General features: G+C 65.1%; 23 protein-coding genes. 7 read left to right on the top strand and 16 right to left on the bottom strand.

The annotated features are described in order from the left end of the window. Positions 1-5 precede the first annotated feature (5 nt). Positions 6-629, bottom strand: coding sequence for a GNAT family N-acetyltransferase (locus tag Q0D31_RS14980; RefSeq protein WP_291852284.1), 624 nt, complete (start codon positions 627-629; stop codon positions 6-8). Positions 630-692: 63 nt separating this feature from the next. Beyond that, a complete protein-coding gene (locus Q0D31_RS14975; protein ID WP_291852282.1) occupies positions 693-896 on the bottom strand; it encodes a DUF1127 domain-containing protein in 204 nt (67 codons plus the stop codon). Between the two features lie 114 nt (positions 897-1,010). Between Q0D31_RS14975 and Q0D31_RS14970 the strand changes: the two genes are divergently transcribed. The 3 genes from Q0D31_RS14970 to tcuB all read left to right on the top strand — a co-directional run bounded on the left by Q0D31_RS14970 (position 1,011) and on the right by tcuB (position 4,636). Then, entirely contained in the window at positions 1,011-1,910 is a 900-nt protein-coding gene (locus Q0D31_RS14970) for a transcriptional regulator GcvA (protein ID WP_291852280.1), read from the top strand. A 186-nt stretch (positions 1,911-2,096) separates the two neighbouring features. After that, on the top strand, positions 2,097-3,497 hold the full coding sequence (gene tcuA, locus Q0D31_RS14965; RefSeq protein ID WP_291852279.1) for an FAD-dependent tricarballylate dehydrogenase TcuA: 1,401 nt from the start codon (positions 2,097-2,099) through the stop codon (positions 3,495-3,497). Positions 3,498-3,520: 23 nt separating this feature from the next. Further along, complete coding sequence (gene tcuB, locus Q0D31_RS14960; RefSeq protein WP_291852275.1) at positions 3,521-4,636, top strand: tricarballylate utilization 4Fe-4S protein TcuB; 1,116 nt, start codon at positions 3,521-3,523, stop codon at positions 4,634-4,636. A gap of 51 nt (positions 4,637-4,687) precedes the next feature. Here the strand turns inward: tcuB and Q0D31_RS14955 are convergent, their stop codons facing one another. The 4 genes from Q0D31_RS14955 to Q0D31_RS14940 all read right to left on the bottom strand — a co-directional run bounded on the left by Q0D31_RS14955 (position 4,688) and on the right by Q0D31_RS14940 (position 8,010). After that, positions 4,688-5,278 (bottom strand): DedA family protein, encoded by a 591-nt coding sequence (locus Q0D31_RS14955; protein WP_291852272.1) that lies wholly within the window; start codon positions 5,276-5,278, stop codon positions 4,688-4,690. Positions 5,279-5,411: 133 nt separating this feature from the next. Next, a complete protein-coding gene (locus tag Q0D31_RS14950; protein ID WP_291852269.1) occupies positions 5,412-5,825 on the bottom strand; it encodes a Rieske (2Fe-2S) protein in 414 nt (137 codons plus the stop codon). Continuing rightward, a complete protein-coding gene (locus Q0D31_RS14945) occupies positions 5,825-6,928 on the bottom strand; it encodes an amidohydrolase family protein (protein ID WP_291852266.1) in 1,104 nt (367 codons plus the stop codon). Before Q0D31_RS14945 ends, Q0D31_RS14950 begins: the two co-directional genes overlap by 1 nt. Continuing rightward, positions 6,925-8,010 carry an amidohydrolase family protein gene (locus tag Q0D31_RS14940; protein ID WP_291852264.1) on the bottom strand — a complete coding sequence of 362 codons (1,086 nt, stop codon included), beginning with the start codon at positions 8,008-8,010 and terminating at the stop codon, positions 6,925-6,927. The genes Q0D31_RS14945 and Q0D31_RS14940 overlap by 4 nt, the downstream gene beginning before the upstream one ends. A 155-nt stretch (positions 8,011-8,165) precedes the next feature. Between Q0D31_RS14940 and Q0D31_RS14935 the strand changes: the two genes are divergently transcribed. Continuing rightward, entirely contained in the window at positions 8,166-8,648 is a 483-nt protein-coding gene (locus Q0D31_RS14935; protein WP_291852260.1) for a CinA family protein, read from the top strand. Positions 8,649-8,914: 266 nt separating this feature from the next. Here Q0D31_RS14935 and Q0D31_RS14930 read toward each other — a convergent pair whose 3' ends face one another. After that, the gene (locus Q0D31_RS14930; RefSeq protein WP_291852256.1) at positions 8,915-10,225 is read right to left on the bottom strand and encodes an HlyD family type I secretion periplasmic adaptor subunit; all 1,311 of its coding nucleotides are present in this window, start codon (positions 10,223-10,225) and stop codon (positions 8,915-8,917) included. After that, entirely contained in the window at positions 10,222-11,964 is a 1,743-nt protein-coding gene (locus Q0D31_RS14925; protein ID WP_291852254.1) for a type I secretion system permease/ATPase, read from the bottom strand. The genes Q0D31_RS14930 and Q0D31_RS14925 overlap by 4 nt, the downstream gene beginning before the upstream one ends. A 2-nt stretch (positions 11,965-11,966) precedes the next feature. Between Q0D31_RS14925 and Q0D31_RS14920 the strand changes: the two genes are divergently transcribed. Together Q0D31_RS14920 and Q0D31_RS14915 are read left to right on the top strand one after the other, a co-directional pair. Further along, the gene (locus tag Q0D31_RS14920; protein WP_291852251.1) at positions 11,967-12,179 is read left to right on the top strand and encodes a hypothetical protein; all 213 of its coding nucleotides are present in this window, start codon (positions 11,967-11,969) and stop codon (positions 12,177-12,179) included. 116 nt (positions 12,180-12,295) lie between these two features. Beyond that, complete coding sequence (locus Q0D31_RS14915) at positions 12,296-12,535, top strand: hypothetical protein (protein WP_291852248.1); 240 nt, start codon at positions 12,296-12,298, stop codon at positions 12,533-12,535. A 59-nt stretch (positions 12,536-12,594) separates the two neighbouring features. Here the strand turns inward: Q0D31_RS14915 and Q0D31_RS14910 are convergent, their stop codons facing one another. The 7 genes from Q0D31_RS14910 to Q0D31_RS14880 form a co-directional block, all read right to left on the bottom strand. Continuing rightward, positions 12,595-13,578, bottom strand: coding sequence for an ABC transporter ATP-binding protein (locus Q0D31_RS14910; RefSeq protein WP_291852245.1), 984 nt, complete (start codon positions 13,576-13,578; stop codon positions 12,595-12,597). An 11-nt stretch (positions 13,579-13,589) separates the two neighbouring features. Further along, positions 13,590-15,002, bottom strand: coding sequence for an amidase (locus Q0D31_RS14905; protein ID WP_291852242.1), 1,413 nt, complete (start codon positions 15,000-15,002; stop codon positions 13,590-13,592). Continuing rightward, positions 14,999-15,196, bottom strand: coding sequence for a hypothetical protein (locus tag Q0D31_RS14900; RefSeq protein WP_291852239.1), 198 nt, complete (start codon positions 15,194-15,196; stop codon positions 14,999-15,001). The genes Q0D31_RS14905 and Q0D31_RS14900 overlap by 4 nt, the downstream gene beginning before the upstream one ends. Continuing rightward, positions 15,193-16,290, bottom strand: a complete 1,098-nt coding sequence (locus Q0D31_RS14895) for an oligopeptide/dipeptide ABC transporter ATP-binding protein (RefSeq protein WP_291852236.1) — start codon at positions 16,288-16,290, stop codon at positions 15,193-15,195. The genes Q0D31_RS14900 and Q0D31_RS14895 overlap by 4 nt, the downstream gene beginning before the upstream one ends. A gap of 3 nt (positions 16,291-16,293) precedes the next feature. Further along, positions 16,294-17,199 (bottom strand): ABC transporter permease, encoded by a 906-nt coding sequence (locus tag Q0D31_RS14890; RefSeq protein ID WP_291852443.1) that lies wholly within the window; start codon positions 17,197-17,199, stop codon positions 16,294-16,296. A gap of 26 nt (positions 17,200-17,225) precedes the next feature. Then, positions 17,226-18,179 carry an ABC transporter permease gene (locus Q0D31_RS14885; RefSeq protein WP_291852233.1) on the bottom strand — a complete coding sequence of 318 codons (954 nt, stop codon included), beginning with the start codon at positions 18,177-18,179 and terminating at the stop codon, positions 17,226-17,228. 210 nt (positions 18,180-18,389) lie between these two features. After that, a complete protein-coding gene (locus Q0D31_RS14880; protein ID WP_291852440.1) occupies positions 18,390-20,027 on the bottom strand; it encodes an ABC transporter substrate-binding protein in 1,638 nt (545 codons plus the stop codon). 210 nt (positions 20,028-20,237) lie between these two features. On the opposite strand from Q0D31_RS14880, the gene Q0D31_RS14875 reads away from it, so the two are divergent. Continuing rightward, positions 20,238-21,851 (top strand): ABC transporter substrate-binding protein, encoded by a 1,614-nt coding sequence (locus Q0D31_RS14875; protein ID WP_291852230.1) that lies wholly within the window; start codon positions 20,238-20,240, stop codon positions 21,849-21,851. A 167-nt stretch (positions 21,852-22,018) separates the two neighbouring features. Here Q0D31_RS14875 and Q0D31_RS14870 read toward each other — a convergent pair whose 3' ends face one another. After that, positions 22,019-24,247 (bottom strand): adenylate/guanylate cyclase domain-containing protein, encoded by a 2,229-nt coding sequence (locus Q0D31_RS14870; protein ID WP_291852226.1) that lies wholly within the window; start codon positions 24,245-24,247, stop codon positions 22,019-22,021. Between the last annotated feature and the right edge of the window lie 8 nt (positions 24,248-24,255).

Here is a 24,255-nt window from a genome sequence, read left to right as displayed (position 1 = left end):
TCTGGTCAAGCCGCAAGTGGGGGCTGTACGCCGCGGGAGGCGGCAAGCCGCCCGCTGGCGCAGGGAATGTCCTGCGGCTCGACCTGGATGTGCTTGCGGAAGCGAACCAGCTTCCAGTCGCCGGGCGTGGCGCTGAAAGCGTAGCCGGATCGACGGGCGGGCGTGATCATGGCGTCGTTGGTGCGTAGCGTGTCGCCGAAAACAAGTTCGGCGCCGAGGGAAGCGGCGCGGCATTCGAGATTTTTCAGCAACGCCGTTCCAATGCCGTGGCGTTGCCAGCGGTCGTCGATCGACATCCCGAATTCGATCGAGGCGAGATCGCCGTCAAAGTCCAACGCATATCGCGCCTCGCCGACGATCGTCTCATGGCCGTTCACCGCCATGGTGACGACCACGCTGAACCGATCCGCCTCACCAACGCGGATGAAATCCTGAAGCAGCGACGGCGGCAATGCATTGGTCGCGCCGAGAAAGCGGTTGTAGCGGGAGCGGACCGTGAGCGAGCGGAAATAGTCCTGCAGCCCCCCGGCGTCGCTCGGCTCGACGAAGCGCACGGAGACCTGGGCTCCGCTGCGCACGCGCAGCAGGTCAGAATGTTGCCGGAGATCGTCGAAACGGAATGGAGTCATCGGCCGGTCCCCGTCACAAAGAGGTTGGCCGGCGCCGCTCCATGGAAGCGGCGCCGTGCGGCCTTACGCCCGCCAGAACGGCTTGCTGGCCTCATGGGCGACATCGCTCCAGGAGAGGCCAACGTCGTGCAGTTCGCGTTCGGAATATTTGGCCAGTTCCCGGCGCGATTGGTAGCGCTGGAGCCAGACCTGAAGGGTGTCGGCCAGCCGGGACCAAATCCCCGACTCATGACTTGATATCATCGATTCATGGGTGTAAATTGACATCGTTAGCTCCTGTATCTAGGATATAATGCTAGTATTGGCCTGCATTGCGCCTTCCACAAACGACACTTCTCACCACTTCACATGATATAAAGTCATACTAACGGGATTTGGGGGATGACCGCCAGGCTACCGTCGCTGAACGGGCTGCGCGCCTTCGAGGCCGCCGCCCGGCATTTGAGCTTCACGCAGGCGGCGTCCGAGCTGAACGTCACGCAAACCGCGATCAGCCATCAGATCAAGCGGCTGGAGCAGGAACTCGGCGTCCGCCTGTTCGTCCGCCAGAACCGATCACTGGCGCTGACGCCGCAGGCGCAGGACTACCTCCCCGGCATCCGCGCCGCCTTCAACGATCTCAGGCTCGCGACCGACCGGCTGCTGCGCAGAGATGACGACCATGTGCTGACGGTCTCGACGCTGGCGTCGCTGGCGGCCAAGTGGCTGCTGCCGCGGCTGACCGCATTTCAGGAGGCCCATCCCGGCATCGACGTGCGCATCACCACCTCGACCAGCCTGGTCGACTTCCAGCGCGACGCCGTCGACGCCGCGATCCGTTACGGTCGCGGCCAGTGGCCCGGCGTCCGCGCCGACTGGCTGATGGCGGACGAGCTTTTCCCGGTTTGCAGCCCCGCGCTCTTGAACGGAAGCAAGCCGCTGAAATGCCCTGAGGACCTCAGGGATCACGTGCTGCTGCACACCAGCAACTTCAACAGCGACGACTGGCGGCAGTGGCTGTGGGCCGCCGGACTGCCGGCCGATTTTTCCCGCCAGCCGGGGGTCACCTTCGACCTGATTTTCATGACCGTGCAGGCGGCGATCGACGGCGTCGGCGTCGCAATGGGCCGCACCGCCTATGTCCAGGAAGACATCGCCAAGGGCCGGCTGGTGGTTCCCTTCAAGATGACGCTGCCGACCGACGCCGGATTCTATCTGGTCTCGCCGATGGCGCGAACCGATCCGCCGAAGCTGTCGGCCTTCCGGCAATGGCTGCTGGGCTCGGTGCAGAGCAAACCCTGACCCGGCAGATATTTCGCGCGACGAGACTCATGCGACATCGCCGCATAATGCTGCGTTCATCGCCAGCGAAGGCGCACGAGACGCGTGACGCGGCCGCTGCAGCAGGCTAGAGAATCGCCTGGGCGCATGGATTTGCCTGGCCGGGCGCCGGTTTGATTTCCATGCCAACAACGATAACAAGAGTGCATGGTCGATCTCTCCCAGAAATTCGATGTGCTTGTCATCGGCGGCGGCAACGCCGCGCTGTGCGCCGCCATCAGCGCCCGTCGCGCGGGCGCTTCGGTGCTGGTGCTGGAAGGCGCGCCGAAGTTCTACCGCGGCGGCAATACCCGCCACACCCGCAACATGCGCTGCGCGCACGACGCCGCGACCGACATCCTCACCGGCCCCTATACGGAGGAAGAGTTCTGGGACGACTTGTTGCGCCTGACCGGCGGGCAGACCGACGAGGAACTCGCGAAGTTCATGATCGCGGAATCCAAGGACATCCTGAACTGGATCGTCGAACAGGGCGTGCGCTGGCAGCCCTCGCTCGGCGGCACGCTGAGCCTCGGCCGCACCAACTCGTTCTTCCTCGGCGGCGGCCGGGCGATGCTGAACGCGCTCTATCGCACGGCCGAGAAACTTGGCGTCGTGATCGTCTATGACGCCGAGGTCGCCGACTTGCAGATCGAGCGCGGCGTATTCCTGTCGGCCAGCCTCGGCCAGCCGGTCGATGGCGTCACGGAGGTCCGCGCCTCGACGCTGGTGGCCGCCGCCGGCGGTTTTGAAGCCAACATCGAATGGCTGAAGCAGTATTGGGGCGAGGCCGCCGACAATTTCCTGATCCGCGGCACGCCCTACAACCGCGGCTCGATCCTAAAACTGCTGCTCGACAAGGGCGTGCAGGAGGTCGGCGATCCCACACAGTGCCACGCGGTCGCCATCGACGCCCGCGCGCCGAAATTCGACGGCGGCATCATCACCCGGCACGATTCGGTGGTGTTCGGCATCGTCGTCAACAAGCACGCCCAGCGCTTCCACGACGAGGGCGAGGACATCTGGCCGAAGCGCTACGCGATCTGGGGCCGGCTGGTCGCGGCGCAGCCGGACCAGATCGCCTATATCATCTTCGACGCGTCCGTTCGCAACAGCTTCATGCCGACGCTGTTTCCGCCGATCGAGGGCGCCAGCATCGCCGAGCTTGCCGGCAAGCTCGGGCTCGAGCCGGCGGCGCTGGAAAAGACCGTTACCGATTTCAACGCCGCGGTGCGCCCCGGCACCTTCGACCACACCATCCTTGACGATTGCCGCACCGAAGGCGTGACGCCGCCGAAAACGCATTGGGCGCGCCGGATCGAAGCGCCGCCCTACCTCGCCTACCCGGTGCGGCCCGGCATCACCTTCACCTATCTCGGCACCCGCGTGAACAGGCAGGCGCGCCTGGTGATGAAGGACGGCACGCCTGCCGCCAACATGTTCGCGGCCGGCGAGATCATGGCCGGCAACGTGCTCGGCAAGGGCTACGCCGCCGGCATCGGCATGACCATCGGCAGCGTGTTCGGACGGGTGGCGGGGCGCGAGGCGGCCAAGAATGCCAGGAACTAGCTGGAACAGAAAGCGGCATAGCAATGCACGGAACACGAATCCTGGAAGAAGCCGACCGCCTGATGACGGTCTGCAATTCCTGCCGCTATTGCGAGGGTCTCTGCGCGGTGTTTCCGGCAATGGAGATGCGACGCTCGTTCTCCGACGGCGACCTGAATTATCTGGCCAATCTGTGCCATTCCTGCGGCGCCTGCTACACCGATTGCCAGTTTGCGCCGCCGCATGAATTCAACGTCAATGTGCCGAAGACGCTCGCGCTGGCGCGCGCGGATTCCTATGCGGCCTATGCCTGGCCCCGCGCTTTCGCCGGCGCGTTCGCGCGCAACGGGCTTGTCATCAGCCTGATCGCCGCGTTCAGCGTCGCCGCGTTCATTTTCGGCTTTGCCGCCTGGCATGACCCGCAGGTCCTGTTCGGCGTCCACATTGGTCCGGGCGCGTTCTACAGGCTGATGCCGCACAATGCGATGGTGGTCCTGTTCGGCGCAGCCTTTCTTTACGCGATCGTAGCGCTGGTGATGGGCGTGCGCGCGTTCTGGCGCGACATCGGCGAGCCCGCCGGCATCAAGACCGGCGTAGCCGAGCTGTTCCAGGCGATCCGCGATGCCGGCACGTTGCGCTATCTCGACGGCGGCGGCGACGGCTGCTTCAACGAGGACGACCGCCCGACCGATCGCCGCAGGCTCTATCATCACCTGACATTCTACGGCTTCGCGCTGTGCTTTGCCTCGACCAGCGTCGCCACGATGTATCACTATCTGCTGGCGCGGCAGGCGCCCTATCCGTGGTGGGACCTGCCGGTGGTGCTGGGCACGCTCGGCGGCATCGGATTGCTGATCGGACCGGCGGGCCTCCTCGCCGAGCGATGGCAGCGCGATCCAGAACTGACGGACGGAGCGCGCCGCGGCATGGACGTCGCCTTCATCGTGATGCTGTTCTTCACCAGCCTGACCGGCATGGCGCTGTTGCTGTGGCGCGAGACCGCCGCGATGGGGCCGCTGCTGGCGCTGCATCTGGGCGTGGTGTTCGCGCTGTTCGTCACCATGCCCTATGGCAAGTTCGTCCACGGCATCTACCGCTTCGCGGCGCTGGTACGCTATGCCATGGAACGAAAGGCGCTGGCGCAAGGGGCGGCGGAATAGTTCAGCTCATCAAGCACGCGCAGGGCGTGGTGCTCGCGGTCGTGGCGCGCCTCAATACCGCTCCATGATCCGATCGAGCTTCCTGCTCAGCAGCCAGGACAGGCCAAGGAACACGACCAGCATCACGATGCCCAACCCCGAAGAGGCACTGTTGATCGATTTCTCCGAGAACTGACCGAAGGCATAGCCGGTCGAGACCACGGCGCCGGCCCAGAAGCCCGCCGCGACGAAGTTGAGCGCGAGGAAAGTAGACAACGGCAGCCTTGATATCCCGTAGGCAAACCCCGCGAGCCCGCGGATGCCGTGCGGAAAGCGATGCAACATCACCATCCAGCCATAGTGACGGTCGGTCAGGCGGATGACGGTCTGGACCGGGCGCTCGATCCGCGGAACCCGCTCGAGCAGGCCGGCGCCATAGCGCCGCCCGATCCAGAAGCGGATCACATCGCCGGTGAAGCTGCCGGACCAGCAGACCATGATGAGCGCACCAAGACTGAGTTCGCCCGCATGCGCCGCGTAGCCAGCGAACAGCGTCAGCAGCAGACTATGAGACGCCGCAAAGGCAAACATGAAACTGTAGACCACGTCGCCGTGCTGGCGCATGAGGTCGAGGAACGAGGTCAGGTCGGTCGGAAACAGCAAGATAAACCCGTCCAGATTTCTTCATCGCTAGTCCCCGGGATGAACGGGTTCCCGCCTCCCGCATGCAGGAGCGTTGGGAAGGGTTATCACCTCGGGCATGGGCAAGGAAGGCCGATCGGCATGCCCAGGGCGGCTACAAATCCACCACGACGTAATCGCTCTCCACCGACACGGCGATGGTTTCCGCCACATACGGCCCCTTCACCACGTTTGACCCCGGTTCGACGTGGACCGGATAGGCGCGGGCGCGAAAGCGCTTGGGGTCGCAATAGGACTGGCCGGTGCGAATGTCGAATTCCCAGCCGTGCCAGGGACAGCGGATGATTTCGCCGAGCCGGGTATATTCGATTTCGCCGGGATCGGAGGATTGCGCAAGCCCGATCAATGGTCCCTCGCACAGCGCCGCGCCCTGGTGCGGACAGCGGTTCAAGAGGCCAAAGAACTCGCCCTTGATGTTGAAGATCGCGATCGGCCGTTCGTCGATGGTGAGGAATTTGCGCGTGCCCGGCGGCAACTCGTCCACCGGGGCTATGACGTGACGAACCATCAGGCAATACCGTACAGCTTCTTGGCGTTGCCGAGGTAAAACGCCTCGCGGTTGGCGTCGCTGACGCCGGCCGGCAGCACGCGCGACGGGTCGTCATAGTCCCAGTGCGGGTAGTCGGTCGCGAACAGCAGCTTGTCCCAGCCGATCCACTCGATCACTTCGAACAGGTGATCGCGGCGTTCCGGGTCTTCCATCGGCTGCGTGGTCCACCAGACGTGGTCGCGGATATACTCTGAGGGCCTGCGCTTCAGATGCGGCACTTCGCTGTGCAGCCGCTCGAAACCTCGGTCGAGCCGCCAGCCCAGCGACGGCGCCCAGCCGAAGCCGGCCTCGATCATCACCATCTTCAGCTTCGGATAGCGCTCGAACACGCCCTCGAGCACGATGCTCGCCAGCGCGCTCTGCTGGCACTGGGAATGGCCGACCATTTCCTCGATGTAGAAGCTCGGCCAGCCCGAGGCGGTGATCGGATTGCCGCCGAAGCCGAAGGCGTGGACGCCGACCGGCAGGCCGATCTCCTGGGCCGCCTCGTAGATCGGCCAGTAACGGCGCTGGCCCAGCGGCTCGACGTTGCGGCTCAAGAGCAGCACCTGAACGAAATTCGGATCGCCGGCGCGCTTGCGGATTTCGGCGGCGGCGGCCGGGCCGTCCTCGTTGGCGACGACGATCGAACCTTTCAGGCGGGAATCCTTGCTGGTCCATTTCTCGATCTGCCAGTCGTTGATCGCGGCCGCCAGCGCCGCGCTCAGATCATGGTTGCGCAGCCCCTGCCCGGTGTTCAGTGGATTGAGCACGCCAAGGGCGACGTTGTTCGGGTCGAGCAGTTGCTTCTGCATGAACGACAGCGAGGACCCCTGCGGCCCGCCCTCCGGCGGCCAGGCGTCGCGGCGCGAGGCATTGGGCTGCGCCTTCGGATAGGGCGGGCCCTCCATCATGCCCTGATAGGCCTGCTTGCCGTAGGTCTCCAGATGCGCGTGCCAGCGTTTGGCGAGAAACGGATAGAGCTCGGTCGCGGTGGCGCGCGCCGGGTGGATATCGCAATCGGCGATCGCGGTCTTGACGCTCACGGACGCGGACGGATCGGTGCGGAACTGCACATTCATGGCGTCGTCTCCCTGACGGCAACCTGCTTCAGACGGGGATAGGTCGCGAGCGGATTGTCGATCATGATCTTGCGGACCAGATCTTGCGAAATCCCTTCCGGGAGCACCTCGTCGCCGTCGAATTGCCAGTGCGGATAGTCGGTCGAGAATAGAAGCAATTCATCCGACTGCATATGGTCAAACAGACGGTTTAACGTCGCCGGATCGGGCGGCGCATCGACCGGCTGCAGCGAAAAGCGGATGTTGCTGCGCACAATCTCGAGCGGCGCGCGGTCGACCCAGGGCGTTTCCATCCGCACCCCGCGCCAGAACTTGTGCAGCCGCCACAGATAGGCCGGCAGCCAGGTGAAGCCGGATTCCAGCATCACCATCTTCAGCTTCGGATGACGGGCGAACACGCCCTCCACGATCAGGCTGGTGAGCTGGGTCTGGAACGCGGCCGCCTGCGCCACATAGTCCTCGACATGATAGGAGCCCCAGCCGACCGAGGTCGGCGGATTGTGATAGGCGCTGCCGGCGTGAATGCCGACCGCGAGGCCCAGCCGTTCGGCGGCGGCGTAGATCGGCCAGTAGGCGCGCTTGCCGAGCGGCATGTCGCCCATGACCAGCATCAGCACCTGGACGAAGCGCTTGTCTTTGGCGCAACGCTCGATCTCGGCGACCGATTTCTCGATGCTCTGGGTCGGGATCACGATCGAGCCGCGCAGCCGCGGATCGCGGTCGAGCCACTCCTTGACCAGCCAGTCGTTCAGCGCCCGGCAGAACGCATCCTGCATGTCCTCGGAGAACACCATCTGCACACCGTAGAGCGGATTGCAGATGCCGTAGGCAACATCGAACCGGTCCAGCGCCTGCTTCTGCATGTCTTCGAGCCGGGAGCCCGGCTTGCCGTGCCCCGGCCGCCAGTCCGGCCGCGAGGAGATCGGCGATTGGGTCGGATAGGATTGCGACACCAGGTCGGTCATGCCGCGCGTCGTCACCTGGTCGCGCCAGTAGTCGTTCATGTAGGGCAACAGGCTGGTCAAATGCGGAACGGCGGGATGCAGATCGCAATCCACGCCGCCGGGAAGCGGCGACGTCATGGTGTTTCCTCTCCGCCGGCGAGGGCGCGTTGTCCAGTCCCATTCAATCAGGGCAGCTCCCACGCCGCAACTCGGCAGGCGTGACCCTCCCGTGCTAGGAAGGCATGACTGGCGCCGCTGGTGTGCCGGACTTGGCGCGCTTTTCAGGAGTTGACATGAAAGATCTCGTTGCCCTTGCCGAACAGATCGCCGCGCAACTGGTCGCGCGGAAGCAGACCATTGCGGTTGCGGAATCCTCGACCGGCGGCCTGATCTCGGCGGCGCTGCTGTCGGTGCCGGGCGCATCGGCCTATTTCCTCGGCGGCGCGGTGGTCTACACCCGCGACGCGCGTCGGTTGCTGATGGACATTCCGGACGAGGCCATGAAGGGCATCCGCTCGGCATCCGAGCCCTATGCGAAGCTGCTGGCAGGCCAGATCCGCCAGCGTTTCGCGACCGACTGGGGCCTGTCGGAGACCGGCGCCACCGGACCGACCGGCAACCGCTACGGCGACGCCGCCGGCCATAGCTGCATGGCGGTGGCGGGACCGGCGCAGGCGGTGTTCACGCTGGAGACGGGAAGCGCGGACCGGCACGCCAACATGCATGCGTTTGCGAGGACCGCACTGGGGTTGTTGCTGGAGAACGTGTCGAAGTAGCCGGCCTGTCACGTTGGGCCACGATGGGACGGACGAGCGATCCCGCCAAAATATCGAAAACAACCCCATGCAAAGGAGCCCGCAGGGCGTTTGACGTGGATGCTCCCGGTTCGAAAACACTTTGACACGTCGGGCAAATCACCGGTATTTTTGCATCATCCCCGATTGATAGAACCGATCCCGGCCTCTGCTCCAGCCGCAGACGCGCCGCCGCGGCTGATGGCAACTGGGATTTGCGCAGAGCGCCGCCATAACTCCGCCGCGCCTCACCGCTCCCGGAACGAGCGCATCAGCTGGTCGCTGAACGGCTTCATCAGATAGGACAGCATGGTGCGGTCGCCGGTCTGCACGAAGGCTTCCACCGGCATGCCCGGAATGATCTTGACGTTCTCGCCGAGGCGGGCGACTTCCTTCGGCGGCATCGAGACGCGGATGGTGTAATAGCTCTGCCCGGTGCGCTGGTCGGTGGTGACGTCGGCGGAGACGCGGGTGACGACGCCGTTCAATTCCGGCGTGGTGTTCTGGTTGAAGGCCGACAGCCGCAGCAGTGTTTTCTGGCCGATCTGCAGCTTGTCGATGTCCTGCGGATTGACCTTGGCCTCGACCGAGAGGTCGTCGGCCCGCGGCACCACCATCATGATGGCGTCGCCGGCGGTGATCACGCCGCCCACGGTATGAACCGTCGATTGCAGGACGACGCCGTCCTGCGGCGCGCGGATGTCGATGCGGCGAAGCTGATCCTCGGCGGTGACCTTGCGCTCGACGAACTCGCCGATCTTGTCGTTGGTCTCGCGCAAATCCTTGGAGACCTCGCTGACCACGTCCTTGTCGACCTGGATGATCTGCAGTTCGGTCTCGGTGATCTTGCCCCTGGCCTGCGCGCGCGCGGCAATGTACTGCGCGCGTTCGCCCGCCAGCCGCGCCAGGTCGCGCTCCAGCGTGGTCAGGCGCGAGATCTGGATCAGGCGCTGTTCGTAGAGCTGGCGAACGCCGACCAGTTCCTTTTCCACCAGCGCCAGTTCCTTTTCCTTGGCCTGCTCCTGCGCGGTCAGGCCGGCGATCTCCTCGTTGAGCTGCAACACCCGCTCGCGCAACTGCGACTTCTGCCCGGCGCGACCGAACACCCGGACCTCGAACAATTTGGTTTCGCTGGCGATGATATCGCGGACATCGGGATCGTCGGCGCGATCGGTCAGCATCGCCGGAAACCTGATCTTGTCGAGACCGCGCTGCTCGGCCTCCAGCCGCGCCGCGCGCGCCCACAATCCGTTCAGGGTCTTGACGACGATGGCGAGGCCCGCCTTGACCACGGTCTCGTCCAGACGCACCACGATGTCGCCGGCCTTGACGACGTCGCCGTCCCGCACCCGCACCTCGCCGACCACCCCCCCGGTCGGATGCTGCACCTTCTTGACGTTGGAATCGACGACCACCGAGCCCGGCGCGATCAGCGCGCCCGAAATCTGCACCGTCGAGGCCCAGCCGCCGAAGCCGCCGACCAGAACCAGCATCAAGGCGAGACCCAAAATGAGATGGGCGCGGATCGAACGGTGCGCGCCCTTCAGTTCCGCGGTCATGATTTGGCGCCCTTGGCGTCGGAAACGATCTTGATCGGCGTCGGCGCGACGCGTTGCAGCACCTGCCCGAGCACGGTTTCCTTCGGACCGAACGCCTGCATCCGGCCGTCCTTCAGCACCAGCAGTTGATCGACCGCCTCGATGCCGATCGGTCGGTGCGCCACCACGACCACGACCGCACCGCGCTCACGCGCGCCGCGCACCGCGCGGGTCAGCGCCTCGTCCCCCTCGCTGTCGAGGTTGGAGTTCGGCTCGTCGAGCACGATCAGGAACGGATTGCCGTAGAGCGCCCGCGCCAGCGCCACGCGCTGCGCCTGTCCCGCCGAAAGCGCGCCGCCCTGCTCGCCGATCTGGGTGTCGTAGCCGTCGCGCATCTTGATGATCAAATCATGCACGCCGGCTTCCTTGGCGGCGGCGATGATCGCGTCCGACGTCGCCTCGGGATCGAAGCGGGAGATGTTCTGGGCGACCGTGCCGGCGAACAGTTCGACGTCCTGCGGCAGATAGCCGATGTGACGGCCGATCACGTCGGAGGACCACTGGTCCAGCGCCGCGCCGTCGAGCCGTACCTTGCCGCGCAACGGTGTCCAGACCCCGACCAGCGCCCGCACCAGCGACGACTTGCCCGAACCGCTCGGACCGATGACGCCGACGCCGCTGCCGGCCTCGACGGCGAAGGTCACGTCCTGCACGACCACCCGCTGCTCGCCGGGCGGTCCGATGCTGACGGCCTCGACCGACAGCCGTTTGGACGGGCTCTGCAGCAGGGTCTGCGCGTTGGCCGGCGGCATCTGCTCCAATAGCTTGTTGAGGCGATGCCAGCTCTGGCGCGCGGCGACGAAGCCTTTCCAGTGGGCGATCGCCAGATCGACCGGGGCCAGCGCCCGCGCGCTGAGGATCGAGCCCGCGATGATGATGCCGGCGGAGGCTTCCTGGTGGATCACGAGATAGGCGCCGACCGCAAGCACGGCCGATTGCAGCATCATGCGCAGGACCTTGGCGATGGCCCCTAACCCGCCGGCGACGTCGCTGGCGCGCTGGTTGCCGGCCAGATAGGTCTCGTTGGCCTCGCTCCAGCGTTTGGTGAGGCGTCCCGACATGCCCATCGCTACCAGTACTTCGGCGTTGCGGCGGCTGGTGGCGGCAAGGTCGTTGCGCCGCGCGGACAACGACATCGCCTCGCGGGCCGGCGCGCGCGACATGAATTCGGTGATGAGGGTCAGCGTCACCAGGATGATGGCGCCGACCAGCGCGGTGACGCCGATCAGCCAGTGGAACGCAAAGCAGATCGCAAGGTAAAACGGCAGCCAGGGCAAATCGAAGAACGCGCCCGGCCCCATGCTGCCGAGAAACGACCTGATATTGTCGAGGTCGCGCAGAGGCTGCAGGCCCTCGTTGCGTCCGCCCACCTTCAGCGGCATGCGCACCACGGTGTCGAACACGCGGGCGTGCAGGGCCTCGTCCAGCGCGGTTCCGATGCGGCCGAGAATGCGGCCCCGAATCAGGTCGAGCCCGCCCTGGGCGATGTAGAGCCCGGCGGCCAGGATCACGAGGCCGACCAGGGTCGGCACGCTGCGGCTCGGCAGCACCCGGTCGTAGACCTCGAGCATGAAAATCGAGCCGGTGAGATACAATAGGTTGATCATGCAGCTCATGACGCCGACCCCGATCAGGGCATGGCGGCAGGCGCGCAACGCCTCACCGAGTTCGGATCGCCGGACGCCGGGAGCGGCTGCCATAAATGCTTGTCTCTTCAAAAGGATCAGGTGACGCGGTGGTTTTACCGATGTTTTGGGACATCGTCCATTTATGTCACGTTAACCTGAATCCGGTTCATGGCGCGGCCGGCGGCTCAACACCGGAAGCGGACATTTCGGCCGTCGATTTGCAGTTAACGCGCGTTAACGCCGATTCGGTTGTTGAATTCGCGCTGGGAAGAGCAACTCGGCTCTGACGCCGAGCCTTGGTGGGGCGCAAACACTCAATCGGCAAGTTCGGGCCAACCCTCGGCCCAAGCCTCTTGCGGACTGTCAAAATGGAACTTGTTGCCGCTATTTGCGTTATGCTGACATGAAACAAGGCGATATCTGGTATGTGACTTTTGGCCCGCACCGGGCGGACGAGGAAGCGGACGCCAGGGCCCGCTCGACCCGTACCTTCAGGTCGGAGGTAGATGCCAAGCTGTTTGCCTTGCAAATTCTTTCCAAGGGCTGGACCGCCAGCGCGGGCACGCTCAACCCCCATCAACCCAAGCAGGTCGTGGGACCGTCGCAGATCGAGCGCTGGGCCGATCAGGGGTTAGGTGGATAGTGAACAGCTGCGCTCCCTCCCCCGCAAGCGGGAGAGGGAGCGCAGCGACTGTGCGGCGACTAGGTTACGGCGGGAATTCGGGCCGGCTCGGCCAGCACGCAGCGGGCGATCCGGTCCGGCGTTACCTGCACATTGGGCGGCAAACGCTCGGTGCAGCGCGGCTGGGCGAACGAGCAACGCGGCGCGAACGAGCAGCTCGCCGGCGCCTTGTCCAGCGAGGGCGGCGTGCCGGGAATGGTCTCCAGCCGCTGGCCGCGTTTGGCGCCGTGGACGGTCGAGGCCAGCAATCCCTTCGCATAGGGGTGGATCGGCGTGCGGACGATGTCGCGCAAGCGGCCCTGCTCGACGATCTGGCCGGCATACATCACGGCGACGCGGTCGCAGATTTCGATGGCGACGCCGATATCGTGGGTCACGAAGATCACCGACATGCCGAACTCGCGCTGCAATTCGCGCAGCAGCAGCAGGATCTGGATCTGCACGGTGGCGTCGAGCGCCGTGGTCGGCTCGTCGGCCAGCAATATCTTCGGCTTGCAGGCAAGCGCCAGCGCGATCATCGCGCGCTGCCGCATGCCGCCGCTCATCTCGTGCGGATAGGCGGCAAGCCGGCGCCTGGCGGAGGGAATTCGCACCACCTCCAGCATTTCCAGGGCGCGCGCCATCGCCGCCTTCTCGCTCACGCCTTCATGGCGAATGACGCTTTCCGCGATCTGGCGGCCGATCGTGTAGACCGGATCGAGCGCCAGCGCCGGCTCCTGGAAAATCATGGAGACGGTCTGGCCGCGGAACGCCGAAAGCTCCTCGTCGTTCATCGCCAGCACGTCGCGCCCCAGCACCTTGACGCTGCCGGAAATCTGCGTCCGCTTCTTCGGCAACAGCCGCATCAGCGCCCGCAGGGTGACGCTCTTGCCGGAACCGGATTCGCCGAGCAGGCCGAGCACCTCGCCTTCGCCAAGCGTGAGCGAGATGTCGTTGACGGCATGCACCGTGCGCTCGCCGGTGAAGCGGATGCTGAGGTCGCGGATTTCGACGAGGTTGCTCATGCCGCCATTGCTCACGCCAGCTTCGGCGCCCGTTGGTGATAATCGGTGGCGCGCTGGAACGCCGCGCCGATCCGGACCAGCCCGGCCTCGTCAAAGGAGCGGCCGATCAACTGCATGCCGACCGGCAAGCCGCTCCCGGTGAAGCCTGCGGGTATCGAAAGCGAGGGCAGCCCGAGATAGTTGACCGGACGGGTGAACCGCGTGATCCGCTGGATCACGGCCTCCGCGTCCGGCCGGTTGCCGACATCGCTCTCGACGATGGTCGCCGCCGGCATCGGCGCCACCGGCGCGATCACGGCGTCGGTGCCCGCCACCGCCGCCAGGTGCGCCGCCAGCGCCGCCCCGCGCCAGCGCAGCGCCTCGAGATAGGTCACGGCGGGAATCGCGAGGCCGTTCTGCAGCCGCATCAGGACCTGCGGGCCGTAATCCTGCGGCCGCTCGATCATCCACCGCTTGTGGAAGGCGGCGGCTTCCGCGGCGAGCACGATCTGGCAGGCGGCGGCAAGCTGGCGTTGATCCGGCAGGTTGACCTTGACGATTTCAGCGCCCTCCTTCTTGAGGGTGGCAATGGTCTCGTCGAGCACGCGCGCCACTTCGCCATCCAGATCCTCGACATAGAACGCGCCGGGCACGCCGATCTTCAGACCCCTGAGCGAGCCCTTGGCCGCGGCCATGTAGTCCGGCACCGGCAGCAGCGAGGCGGTGGGGTCCTCGGGATCGGCCCCCGCCATCAACCCCAGCAGCAGCGCGCAGTCCTCGACCGTCTGCGCCAGCGGGCCCACGGTATCGAGCGACTGCGACAGCGGCATCGCGCCGGCGCGGCTGACGCGGCCAACCGTGGTCTTGAAGCCGGTGACGCCGCAGAAATGCGCGGGCATCCGGATCGAGCCGCCGGTATCGGAGCCGAGCGCGGCAAAGGTCAGGCGCGCCGCCACCGCCGAACCTGAACCCGACGACGAGCCGCCGGTGATGTGATCGACATTCCAGGGGTTGCGCACCGCGCCGTAATGCGCGTTGTGGCCGGTCGGCCCATAGGCGAACTCGACCATCTGCAGCGAGCCGAGCCTGATGGAGCCGGCGTCCTTGAGGCGCTGCAAGGCGGTCGAGGTCGTGGTCGCGACGAACTCGCGACGAATCTTCGAGCCGCAGGTCACCACCCTGCCCTTGTCGTAGTACATGTCCTTGTGCGCCATCGGCACGCCATGCAGCGCGCCGGCCGGCTTGCCGCTGGCGAGCGACGCATCGGCGGCGTCGGCCGCGGCGAGCGCCGCGTCCGCCTCGATCGCCATGAAGGCGTTGACGCGCGGCTGCCATTGCGCGATCCGCTCCAGGCAGGACTGCGTCACCTCGCGCGAGGAAAGCTTCCTGGCGGCGATCGCTTTCGCGACCGACACCAGCGACATCAGCGCCGGCTCGCCGCTCACTTCGACACCTGCGCGGCCTGCACCAGGAGAAAGCTCGCCGGCTCGAGATCGAACGGCAGCGTGCCGGCGACGGCTGCGAAGCCGTCAAAGGCCGGGCCGATGGAATTGGCGATCCGCGCGGAGACTTCCGAATCCTGCGGCACGCCGGCGATGTCGGTCATTACCTTGATTTCCTTGGGGCCGGGTCTGGTCATGCGGCGTTAGCTCCCTTGTGCTTCGTGTCGACCTTCTTGCCGTTTTCCTTGGCCGGTGCGCGGCTGTGCCCCGAGCCCGGCATGGCCATGTAGCATGCCACTTGATGACCCGTCTCATCGAGATCGCTGAGTTTCGGCGTCGCCTTGGCGCAGAGCGGCTCCGCAAACGGACAACGGGTGTGAAACCGGCAGCCGGACGGCGGGTCGATCGGATTGGGCGGATCACCCGTGATCGGTGGTGTTTCGGTGCGGTTGTCGGGGTCGGACGACGGCATCGCCGCCAGCAGCGCCCGGGTATAGGGATGCGCCGGCGCGTCCCAGACCTTGTCGACCGGGCCGAGTTCGACCACCTCGCCGAGATACATCACCAGCACGCGATCGCTGATATAGCGCACGACGTTGAGATCGTGGCTGATGAACAGGTAGGTCAGGCCGAACTCGCGCTTGAGGTCCACCAGCAGGTTAAGCACCTGGGCCTCGACCGACTTGTCCAGCGCCGACACCGCCTCGTCCAGGATCACGAGCCGCGGCGACAGCGCCAGCGCGCGGGCAATGTTGACGCGCTGGCGCTGGCCGCCGGAGATCTCGTGCGGATAGCGGTTGGCGAAGGTTTCCGGCCGCAGGCCGACCTTGCCGAGCAGTTCGCGCGCCAGCCCGCGCGCCTCGGCATCCGCCATGCCGTGGACCTTGGGGCCGAACGCGATCGAATCCTCGATGGTCAGGCGCGGGTTGAGCGAGGCATAGCTGTCCTGAAACACCATCTGCATGCCGCGGCGCAGTTCGCGCAGCGACAGCGCGCGGCCGACCTGCATGCCGTCATAGACGATATCGCCGGCGTCGCGCTTCATCAGGTGCATCAGAAGCCGCGCGGTGGTCGACTTGCCGCAGCCGGATTCGCCGACGATCCCGACCGTTTCGCCCTTGGCGATGGCAAAAGAAACATCATCGACCGCCCGCACGGTCTTGCGCGCGCTGAACAGCCCGCCCCGCACCGGGAAATGCTTGGTAAGGCCGACGACCTGCAACAGCGGCTGCGCCGCGCCGCCGACGTCCTCGACCGGTTCCAGCGCAGCGGGCGGGTTGGTTTCACTCATGGGTCAATTCCTGATGTCCATGGCGCTGCGCAGGCCGTCGCTCAACAGGTTGAAGCAGATCGACACCGCAAAGATCATCACACCCGGCAACGCCGCCACCCAGGGATTGAGATAGATCGCGGTGCGCAGCGTGTTCAGCATCAGCCCCCATTCCGGCTCCGGCGGTTTGGTGCCGAGGCCGAGGAACGACAGCCCGGCGGCGAGAATCATGGAAACCGAGATCAGCCCGGTCGCGTAGACGAAGATCGGGCCGAGCACGTTACCGAGCATGTGCACGCGCATGATGGTGAAGGGCCCGGCGCCGGACGCGCGCGCGGCCTCGACGAAATCCATGTTGCGCACGCCGGTGGTGACGCTTTCCGCCACCCGGGTGATCTGCGGCACGAACACGATCGTCAGCGACACGATGGAGTTGACGATGCCCGCGCCCAGCGCGCCGGAAATCGCAATCGCCAGCAGCACGGAGGGGAAGGCGTAGAACACGTCGATCGTGCGCATGATCGCGGTGTTGAGCCTGCCGCCGACATAGCCGGCGACGAGCCCGAGCGTGGTGCCGATCATAAAGGCGAGGATGACCGGCAGGATGCCGATGATCAGCGACAGCCGGCCGCCATAGATCAGCCGCGCCAGCATGTCGCGGCCGAGTTCGTCGGTGCCGAGCGGGTAGTTCGGCGTGCCGATGTGGCGGAGCCTGCGGATCATCGAGCCCTGGTAGGGATCGGCGAGGCCGAGCCACGGCGCGAACAGCGCCGAAAGAAAGATCAGCGCCAGCACCAAGGCGCAGACCATGCTGACCTTGTCGCGGCCGATGCGGCGGCCGACGGTGGCCCAGTAGCCGCGCGCCCTGGTGGCGGGCGCGGCCTGCAGGGCGGTATCCGACATCACGGTCATGGCAGGGTGCTCATGGATGCTTCAGGATGGAGCATGATCATGCACTAGCCCCGCTTGATGCGCGGGTCGATCGAGGCTTGCGCGATGTCGACCAGCAAATTGAGGGCCACGAAGAACAGCGCCAGTACCAGGATCGTGCCCTGCAGCAGCGGCAGGTCGCGCTGGAAGATCGCGGAATTGAGCAGCAGGCCCGAGCCGGGCCAGGAGAACACGGTCTCGATCAGGATCGAGCCGCCGAGCATGTAGCCAAGTTGCAGCCCCATCACCGCCAGCGCGGTCGGCGCGGCGTTCTTGATGACGTGGCCGAACACGCCGGTTTCGCGCAGGCCCTTGGCGCGCAGCGCCTCGACGAAATCCTGCGAAAGGATGTCGCCGGTCAGCGCGCGGACGGTGCGGGTAACGATGCCCATCGGAATCACCGAGGTCGTGATCGCCGGCAGGATCAGGTAGCGCATGTGCTCCCAATCCCAGCCCCAGGCGCCGGAACCGCCGGGACCGGCGCCGACCGCGGGCAGCCAGTTCAGCTGCACCGAGAAAATGATGACCATGACCATGCCGAGCCAGTAATGCGGCACCGAGACGCCCGCGATCGCGATCGAGGTCGCGACCTTGTCGATCCAGGTGTCGCGGAAATAGCCGGCGATCAGGCCGAACATCAACCCGAGCGTGAAGCCGATCAGGGCTGCGGCAATCGCCAGGGTCACGGTGTTGCCGACCGCGCGCAACACTTCCGTCAGCACCGGGCGGCCGGTGGCGATGGAGTTGCCGAGGTCGCCATGCAGCGCCCGCCATATCCAGAGGCCGAACTGAACCGGCAGCGGCCGGTCGAAGCCGTAGGCGGTGCGCAGTTGCGCGGCAAGCTCCTGCGACGCATCCGCCGGCAGCACCGCGACCAGGGGATCGCCTGGCGTGATATGCACCAGCAGAAAGCACACCAGCGCGACGCTGAGCACGATCGGGATGACGTAGACGATGCGCCTGAGGATGTAGACGAGCACGGATGACTTTTTCTTCTTCCCTTCTCCCCTTGTGGGAGAAGGTGGCGCGCATTCATGCGCGCCGGATGAGGGGTTCTATCCGCGGAGATGGAAGTCGGTGATGAGGGATCTCTATCCGCGGAGAGATACCCCTCACCCGTCTCGAATGAGCTTCGCTCATTCGATCCACCCTCTCCCACAAGGGGAGAGGGGAAGCGAGTTCGATGCCGGCTACGGCGCGATCGACACCGGCGAGAAGTCGACGAACCAGCTCTTCGGTTGCACGAAGCCCTTGATCTTCGGGCTCATGGCGCGCGGCGAGACGTCGTGGGCGACGTATAGAAACGCCGCGTCGTCCACCGAGGCCGCGTGCAGTTCGGCCAGCGCGGCGTCACGCGCCGCGGGGTCGAAAGTCTGGCGCGCCTTGGTCACCAGCTCGTCGAACTTGGGATTGTTGATATAGCCCCAATTGTTCGAGACCGGCGGCGCCATCGACGACTGCAGGAAGCGCACCAAAGCGAAGAACGGATCCATCGCCGCATAGGTGACGTTGGTGGCGTTGGCGCCGTTGGCGGTGGGATCCTTGGCGCCGCGGCGCCAGTTGGTGAACAGCGTATTCCACTCGATGACGTCGAGCTGGACGTCGAAATAGCATTCCGCCAGCGCCTGCTGCAGATACTCGTTCATCGGCAGCGGCTGCATCTGGCCGGATCCGGACGCCGAGGTCTGGGTCTTCACCGTCAGCTTCTTGTTCGGACCATATCCGGCTTCCTGCATCAACTTCTGGGCGGCCGCCTTGTCATACTTGATCTGGAAGGTCGGCTTGCCCCGCCAGGGATGGCCGGGTTCGAACGTGCCGGTTGCGGGCACCATCAGACCGGCGAGCAGGCCGTCCCGCAGGCCCTCGCGATCGACGCAGAGGTTGGCGGCCTTGCGGACGCGAATGTCGTTCCAGGGCGAGCCCTCGACGCGCGAGAACTGCCAGGGCCAGACATGCGGCGATTCATTGGCCTGGAGCTGGAAGCCGCGCGCCTTGATCTCCTTGACCGCGTCCGGCGCCGGCGCCTCGACCCAGTCGACCTGACCGGACAGCAGGGCCGCGGTGCGGGCATTGGCCTCCGGCATCGGCAGCAGCACCATCCTGTCGATCTTGGGTACGCGCGCCTTGTTCCAGTAGCCCTCGTTCTTGACCAGTTCGAGCCGCTCGCGCGGCGTGAACTTCGACATCTTCCACGGGCCGGTGCCGGACGCGTCCCTGGCGAACGCCGCCCAGGCGGCCTGCGATTTCGCCTTGGCGTCCGCGCCTTCGGCGGCTTCATAGAGCTTCTGCCATTTCGAGGGGCTGGCCATGAATAGGTTGGTCAGGTTGATCGGCAGGAAGCTGTCCGGCTCCTTGGTGGTCAATTCCACCGTCAGGTCGTCGATCTTGCGGGCCGAGGCCAGCGTCGGCATGCGCGAGGCGGTGACGCCGACCTGGCTGGCGTCGAAATGCGGCGCATCCTGCTTCAGCACCTTTTCGACGTTCCAGACCACCGCATCGGCGTTGAACGGCGCGCCGTCGTGGAAGGTGACGCCGGAGCGAAGCTTGAAGGTCCATTTCGTCTTGTCGGCGTCGTCAACCTTCCATTCGGTCGCCAGTCCCGGAATCATCACGCTTGGCTTGTCCGCCAACGACAGGTCCCACATCGTCAGCGCGTCATACATGGTCAGGCCGGTGAAGCGGTTGCCCTCGAAACCCTGATCGGGTTGCCCGAGCGTGCGTGGAATATCGGCGGCCGTCATGCCGATCCGGAGCACGGATTGGGCGCTCGCCAACTGCGGCAGTCCCGCCACCAGCGCCGTTGCAATCAGCCACGCGGTGGCCGTCATGTTAGATTTACGCATTGCAGCAATTCCCCTTCGACAAGCAAGAGTGACTAATTCTTATGCAACATATGCAACACCTGTGCCAGAGACGGCTTTTGGTGAAAGCTGGTGCGATTAGCCGCACCATTCCCCGCGAACGGGTATGCAGCAGGCGTTCCGTCTGGCACCAAGCTTGCATCGAATGCTCCAACCCCACCCGATGGAGCTTAGTTCATGCGCACCCGAAATTCGACTCTTGTTGCTGCGGCGGCGCTGGCTCTCGGCGTTTCGCTGGGCCTGTCCCCGGTCTCCGCGAACGCGGAAAAGGTGGTGCGCTACGGCATTTCGATGGCGGATATTCCGCTGACCACGGGGCAGCCGGATCGCGGCGCCGGCGCCTACCAGTTCTCGGCCTACACCATCTACGATCCGCTGATTGCGTGGGAGATGAACGTGTCCGACAGGCCGGGCAAGCTGGTGCCCGGACTCGCCACCGAATGGAAGGTCGACGACAGCGACAGGAAGAAATGGCGCTTTACCTTGCGCAAGGGCGTCAGGTTTCACGACGGCAGCGAGTTCAATGCCGGCGCAGTGATCTGGAATCTGGACAAGGTGCTCAACGAAAAGGCACCGCAATTCGACAAGCGCCAGAGCGCCCAGGTCAAGACCCGCCTGCCTTCGGTGGCGAGCTACGCCAAGATCGACGACGCCACGATCGAGATCACGACCAAGGCGGTCGATTCCTTCTTCCCCTACCAGATGTTGTGGTTTCTGGTCTCAAGCCCCGCACAGTACGAAAAACTCGGGAAGGACTGGGACAAATTCGCCAGCCAGCCCTCCGGCACCGGTCCGTTCAGGCTGACCAAGCTGGTGCCGCGCGAACTCGCCGAACTCACCAGGAATGCCGACTACTGGGACAAGAAGCGGCTTCCGAAGGCCGACAAGATCGTGCTGATTCCGATGCCGGAGGCGCTGACGCGCACCAACGCGCTGCTGGCCGGCCAGGTCGACCTGATCGAGACGCCGGCGCCCGACGCGGTGCCGCAGCTGAAATCCGCCGGCATGAAGATCGTCGACAACGTCACGCCGCATGTCTGGAATTATCATCTCAGCGTATTGCCCGGTTCGCCCTGGACCGACATCCGCTTGCGCAAGGCGCTCAACCTCGCGATCGACCGCGACGCCGTGGTCGGCCTGATGAACGGCCTCGCCAAACCCGCCAAGGGCCAGGTCGACCCGTCGAGCCCGTGGTTCGGCAAACCCGGCTTCGAGCTGAAATACAATGTCGCGGCGGCGAAGAAGCTGGTCCAGGAAGCCGGCTACAGTAAGGAAAAGCCGCTAAAGACCACCTTCGTCATCGCGCAAGGCGGCACCGGACAAATGCTCTCGCTGCCGATGAACGAATTCCTGCAGCAGAGCTTCAAGGAAATCGGCATCGAGATCGACTTCAAGGTGGTCGAGCTGGAGACGCTTTACACGGCCTGGCGGAAGGGCGCGGCCGACGAGCTCAACGCCGGCATCACCGCCAATAACGTCGCCTACGTCACCTCGGACCCGCTCTATGCGATCGTCCGTTTCTTCCATTCCGGCCAGATCGCTCCGGTCGGCGTCAATTGGGGCGGCTACAGGAACCCGAAGGTGGACGCGCTGATCGACGAAGCCAAGCAGACCTTCGACGTCACGAGGCAGGACGAGTTGCTGGCGCAGGCGCACGCGCTGATCGTCGACGACGCCACGCTGGTATGGGTGGTGCATGATACCAACCCGCACGCGCTGTCGCCGAAGGTGAAAAAGTTCGTGCAGGCGCAGCACTGGTTTCAGGATCTGACGACGATCGGGCTGGAGTGATCACGCCGTCGTCGCTGCGAACGCAAGGGACAATCAGCATCTCGTAGGATGGGTAGAGCGCAGCGAAACCCATCACGCTTTCGCTGGAATCGATGGGTATCGCTTCGCTCCACCCATCCTACGTTCTGAAGCGTGATGGATGCGTGGGACGCGCATGACACGGTTCGTCACTTCGTCAGCAGCGCGAACGCGCCGTTCCAGTCTTCTGGCGGCGGATTTTCCTGGTAGCCGCGGATCCGCGCCACGTACAGATGATAAAGCAGTTCCAGCGAATTCGCCTCGTCGGTCTTGCGGCCGCGCTCGATGGCGGCCAATGCGCCGTCCCAGTCTCGGCCGCGGTAACAGGCGAGCATCTCGATCGTCAGGTTGCGCAGCCGCTGGAACCGGCCGGACTGCGCGGTGTCCTCGCGCCCGGCGATGGCATAGATCACCTCGGGCTCTTTCTTGCCCTTCACCATGATGAAGTCGAGTTCGAGGATCGCGAATTTTTCCTTGACCGCAAGTGCCGTCCTGGAGCCGACGATGATCGGAAACCCGTATTCCTTGGACTGGCCTTCGAGGCGCGAGGCGAGGTTGACGCTGTCGCCGAACACCGAATAGTCGAAGCGCATGTCGGACCCCATGTTGCCGACCACGCAGGTACCGGTGTTGAGGCCGACGCCGACATTGAGCGGGATGAAGGGTCGCCCCTGTTCCCGCGCCTCCTGCTCGCGCACCCGGTTGATCTCGTCGACGCGCTCCAGCATATCGAGCGCGGCCTCGCAGGCATTGACCTGATGGTCCTTGTCGTCGAGCGGCGCGTTCCAGAACGCCATGATGGCGTCGCCCATGTACTTGTCGATGGTACCCTTGCGGTTGAGGATCGCGTTGGTCAGGGGGGTGAGGAAGCGGTTCATCAGCGCGGTGAGGCCTTGCGGGTCGTTCTTGTAGGTCTCCGAAATCGAGGTGAAGCCGCGCATGTCGGAGAACATGATGGTCATCTCGCGTTCCTCGCCGCCGAGCACCAGCTTTTCCGGCGACTGGGCCAGCTGCTCGACCAGGGCCGGCGACAAATACTGGCCGAAGGCCGAGCGGATCTGCCGGCGCTGCGCCTGCTCGCGCACGAAGCTGGAAAAGATCAGGGTCAGGTAGATCGACATGGTCGACATCAGGGGATAGGTGAAATCGATCAAGAGCCGGTGCTGCGCGTAGAAATACGCCGACGTGCCGACCAGCCCGCTCGCGAACGCAGCGCCAAGCGCGACCAGCGTCACCGGCCCGAACAGCGGCGCGAACACGATCACCAGGAGCCCGAACACCAGCGCGGTGCTGAATTCGATGACGATGCCGTAGATCGGTTGCGAGATGAAGGCCCCGGTCAATGCGCTCTCGAGCACCTGGGCGTGAATCTCGACGCCGGGCATCGCGCGCGAAACCGGCGTGGTCTTGATGTCGTTGAGGCCGACCGCCGAGGTGCCGATCAGCACCAGCTTGCCGGCGATCATGTCGGGCGCGACGTTCTTCTCCAGCACATTGATGACAGGGACGTAGATCGAGGCGTCGTTGCGGGCATAGTGAACCCAAAGCTGGCCGTTATGGTCGGTCGGTATCTGAAGGCCCTTGATGCCGACGCTCTTGATGCCGGCCTTTTCCGCCTTGATCAGGATCGTCCCCGAACCGGTGGCGACGCGCAGCATCTCGAACGTCAGCGAGGGCATGGTCTGGCCCTGCGCCAGCATCATCATCGGCACCCGCCGCACGATGCCGTCGCGCTCCGGCCGGATCGTGAACAGGCCGCGACCGGCGGCGGCGTGCTCCAGCACCGGCACGTTGCGCAACAGCCCGGGGAAATCGAACATGAAGCGTTGCGGCTCCTCGCCTAGCATGGCGAGCCCCGTCACCGGCAGGGTCTTGTCGAGGGTTGCGATTTCCTCCGGCAACCCGGATTCGCCGAGCACCACCCGCGACTTCCGGATGGCGTCGGCCAGTATCTGATCATTGCTCGGCAACGCCCGCAGCTTGGCGCGGGTTTCCTCGTCAAGGTTGGGAAAAGTATCGGCCGCAGCGGCGGGATTAAGCCGGTCCGGTTCGGAGAATACCGCGTCGAAGGCGATCACGACGGCGCCGAGGCGCGTCAGCTCGGTGACCAGCTCTGCAATCCGGGTCCGCGGCCACGGCCACTGCCCGAGTTTTTCCAGGCTCTTGTCGTCGATATCGACGATGGTGACCGGCCGCGCGGTCTTCTGGCGGGGGTCGAGCCGCTGGAAGAAATCAAAGGTCCGGACGCGAATTTCCTCGACCGGAGCCGGATCGAGGATGCGCAACGCGGCGAACCCGATCAGCAGCGCCAGGCACGCCAGCCGGGCATACCCGAAGCGCCGCTCGAACCATTTTCGCCATAGCCGGACTTGTTTCATCACGTTCG

This window comes from Bradyrhizobium sp. (assembly GCF_022844465.1).
In the GTDB taxonomy this organism is placed as follows: Bacteria; Pseudomonadota; Alphaproteobacteria; order Rhizobiales; family Xanthobacteraceae; genus Bradyrhizobium.
This window is presented reverse-complemented; position numbering and strand designations above follow the sequence as displayed.

Excerpts from the sequence above, each read along its gene's own strand:
- Q0D31_RS14910 (WP_291852245.1), bottom strand. The coding sequence starts at position 13,578 with ATGAGCAACCTCGTCGAAATCCGCGACCTCAGCATCCGCTTCACCGGC.
- Q0D31_RS14940 (WP_291852264.1), bottom strand. The coding sequence starts at position 8,010 with ATGACGTCGCCGCTTCCCGGCGGCGTGGATTGCGATCTGCATCCCGCC.
- Q0D31_RS14875 (WP_291852230.1), top strand. The coding sequence starts at position 20,238 with ATGCGCACCCGAAATTCGACTCTTGTTGCTGCGGCGGCGCTGGCTCTC.
- Q0D31_RS14895 (WP_291852236.1), bottom strand. The coding sequence starts at position 16,290 with ATGAGTGAAACCAACCCGCCCGCTGCGCTGGAACCGGTCGAGGACGTC.
- Q0D31_RS14915 (WP_291852248.1), top strand. The coding sequence starts at position 12,296 with ATGAAACAAGGCGATATCTGGTATGTGACTTTTGGCCCGCACCGGGCG.
- Q0D31_RS14920 (WP_291852251.1), top strand. The coding sequence starts at position 11,967 with ATGCTTGTCTCTTCAAAAGGATCAGGTGACGCGGTGGTTTTACCGATG.
- Q0D31_RS14880 (WP_291852440.1), bottom strand. The coding sequence starts at position 20,027 with ATGACGGCCACCGCGTGGCTGATTGCAACGGCGCTGGTGGCGGGACTG.
- Q0D31_RS14900 (WP_291852239.1), bottom strand. The coding sequence starts at position 15,196 with ATGACCAGACCCGGCCCCAAGGAAATCAAGGTAATGACCGACATCGCC.
- tcuB (WP_291852275.1), top strand. The coding sequence starts at position 3,521 with ATGCACGGAACACGAATCCTGGAAGAAGCCGACCGCCTGATGACGGTC.
- Q0D31_RS14925 (WP_291852254.1), bottom strand. The coding sequence starts at position 11,964 with ATGGCAGCCGCTCCCGGCGTCCGGCGATCCGAACTCGGTGAGGCGTTG.
- Q0D31_RS14970 (WP_291852280.1), top strand. The coding sequence starts at position 1,011 with ATGACCGCCAGGCTACCGTCGCTGAACGGGCTGCGCGCCTTCGAGGCC.
- Q0D31_RS14980 (WP_291852284.1), bottom strand. The coding sequence starts at position 629 with ATGACTCCATTCCGTTTCGACGATCTCCGGCAACATTCTGACCTGCTG.
- tcuA (WP_291852279.1), top strand. The coding sequence starts at position 2,097 with ATGGTCGATCTCTCCCAGAAATTCGATGTGCTTGTCATCGGCGGCGGC.
- Q0D31_RS14935 (WP_291852260.1), top strand. The coding sequence starts at position 8,166 with ATGAAAGATCTCGTTGCCCTTGCCGAACAGATCGCCGCGCAACTGGTC.
- Q0D31_RS14945 (WP_291852266.1), bottom strand. The coding sequence starts at position 6,928 with ATGAATGTGCAGTTCCGCACCGATCCGTCCGCGTCCGTGAGCGTCAAG.
- Q0D31_RS14950 (WP_291852269.1), bottom strand. The coding sequence starts at position 5,825 with ATGGTTCGTCACGTCATAGCCCCGGTGGACGAGTTGCCGCCGGGCACG.
- Q0D31_RS14870 (WP_291852226.1), bottom strand. The coding sequence starts at position 24,247 with ATGAAACAAGTCCGGCTATGGCGAAAATGGTTCGAGCGGCGCTTCGGG.
- Q0D31_RS14930 (WP_291852256.1), bottom strand. The coding sequence starts at position 10,225 with ATGACCGCGGAACTGAAGGGCGCGCACCGTTCGATCCGCGCCCATCTC.
- Q0D31_RS14975 (WP_291852282.1), bottom strand. The coding sequence starts at position 896 with ATGTCAATTTACACCCATGAATCGATGATATCAAGTCATGAGTCGGGG.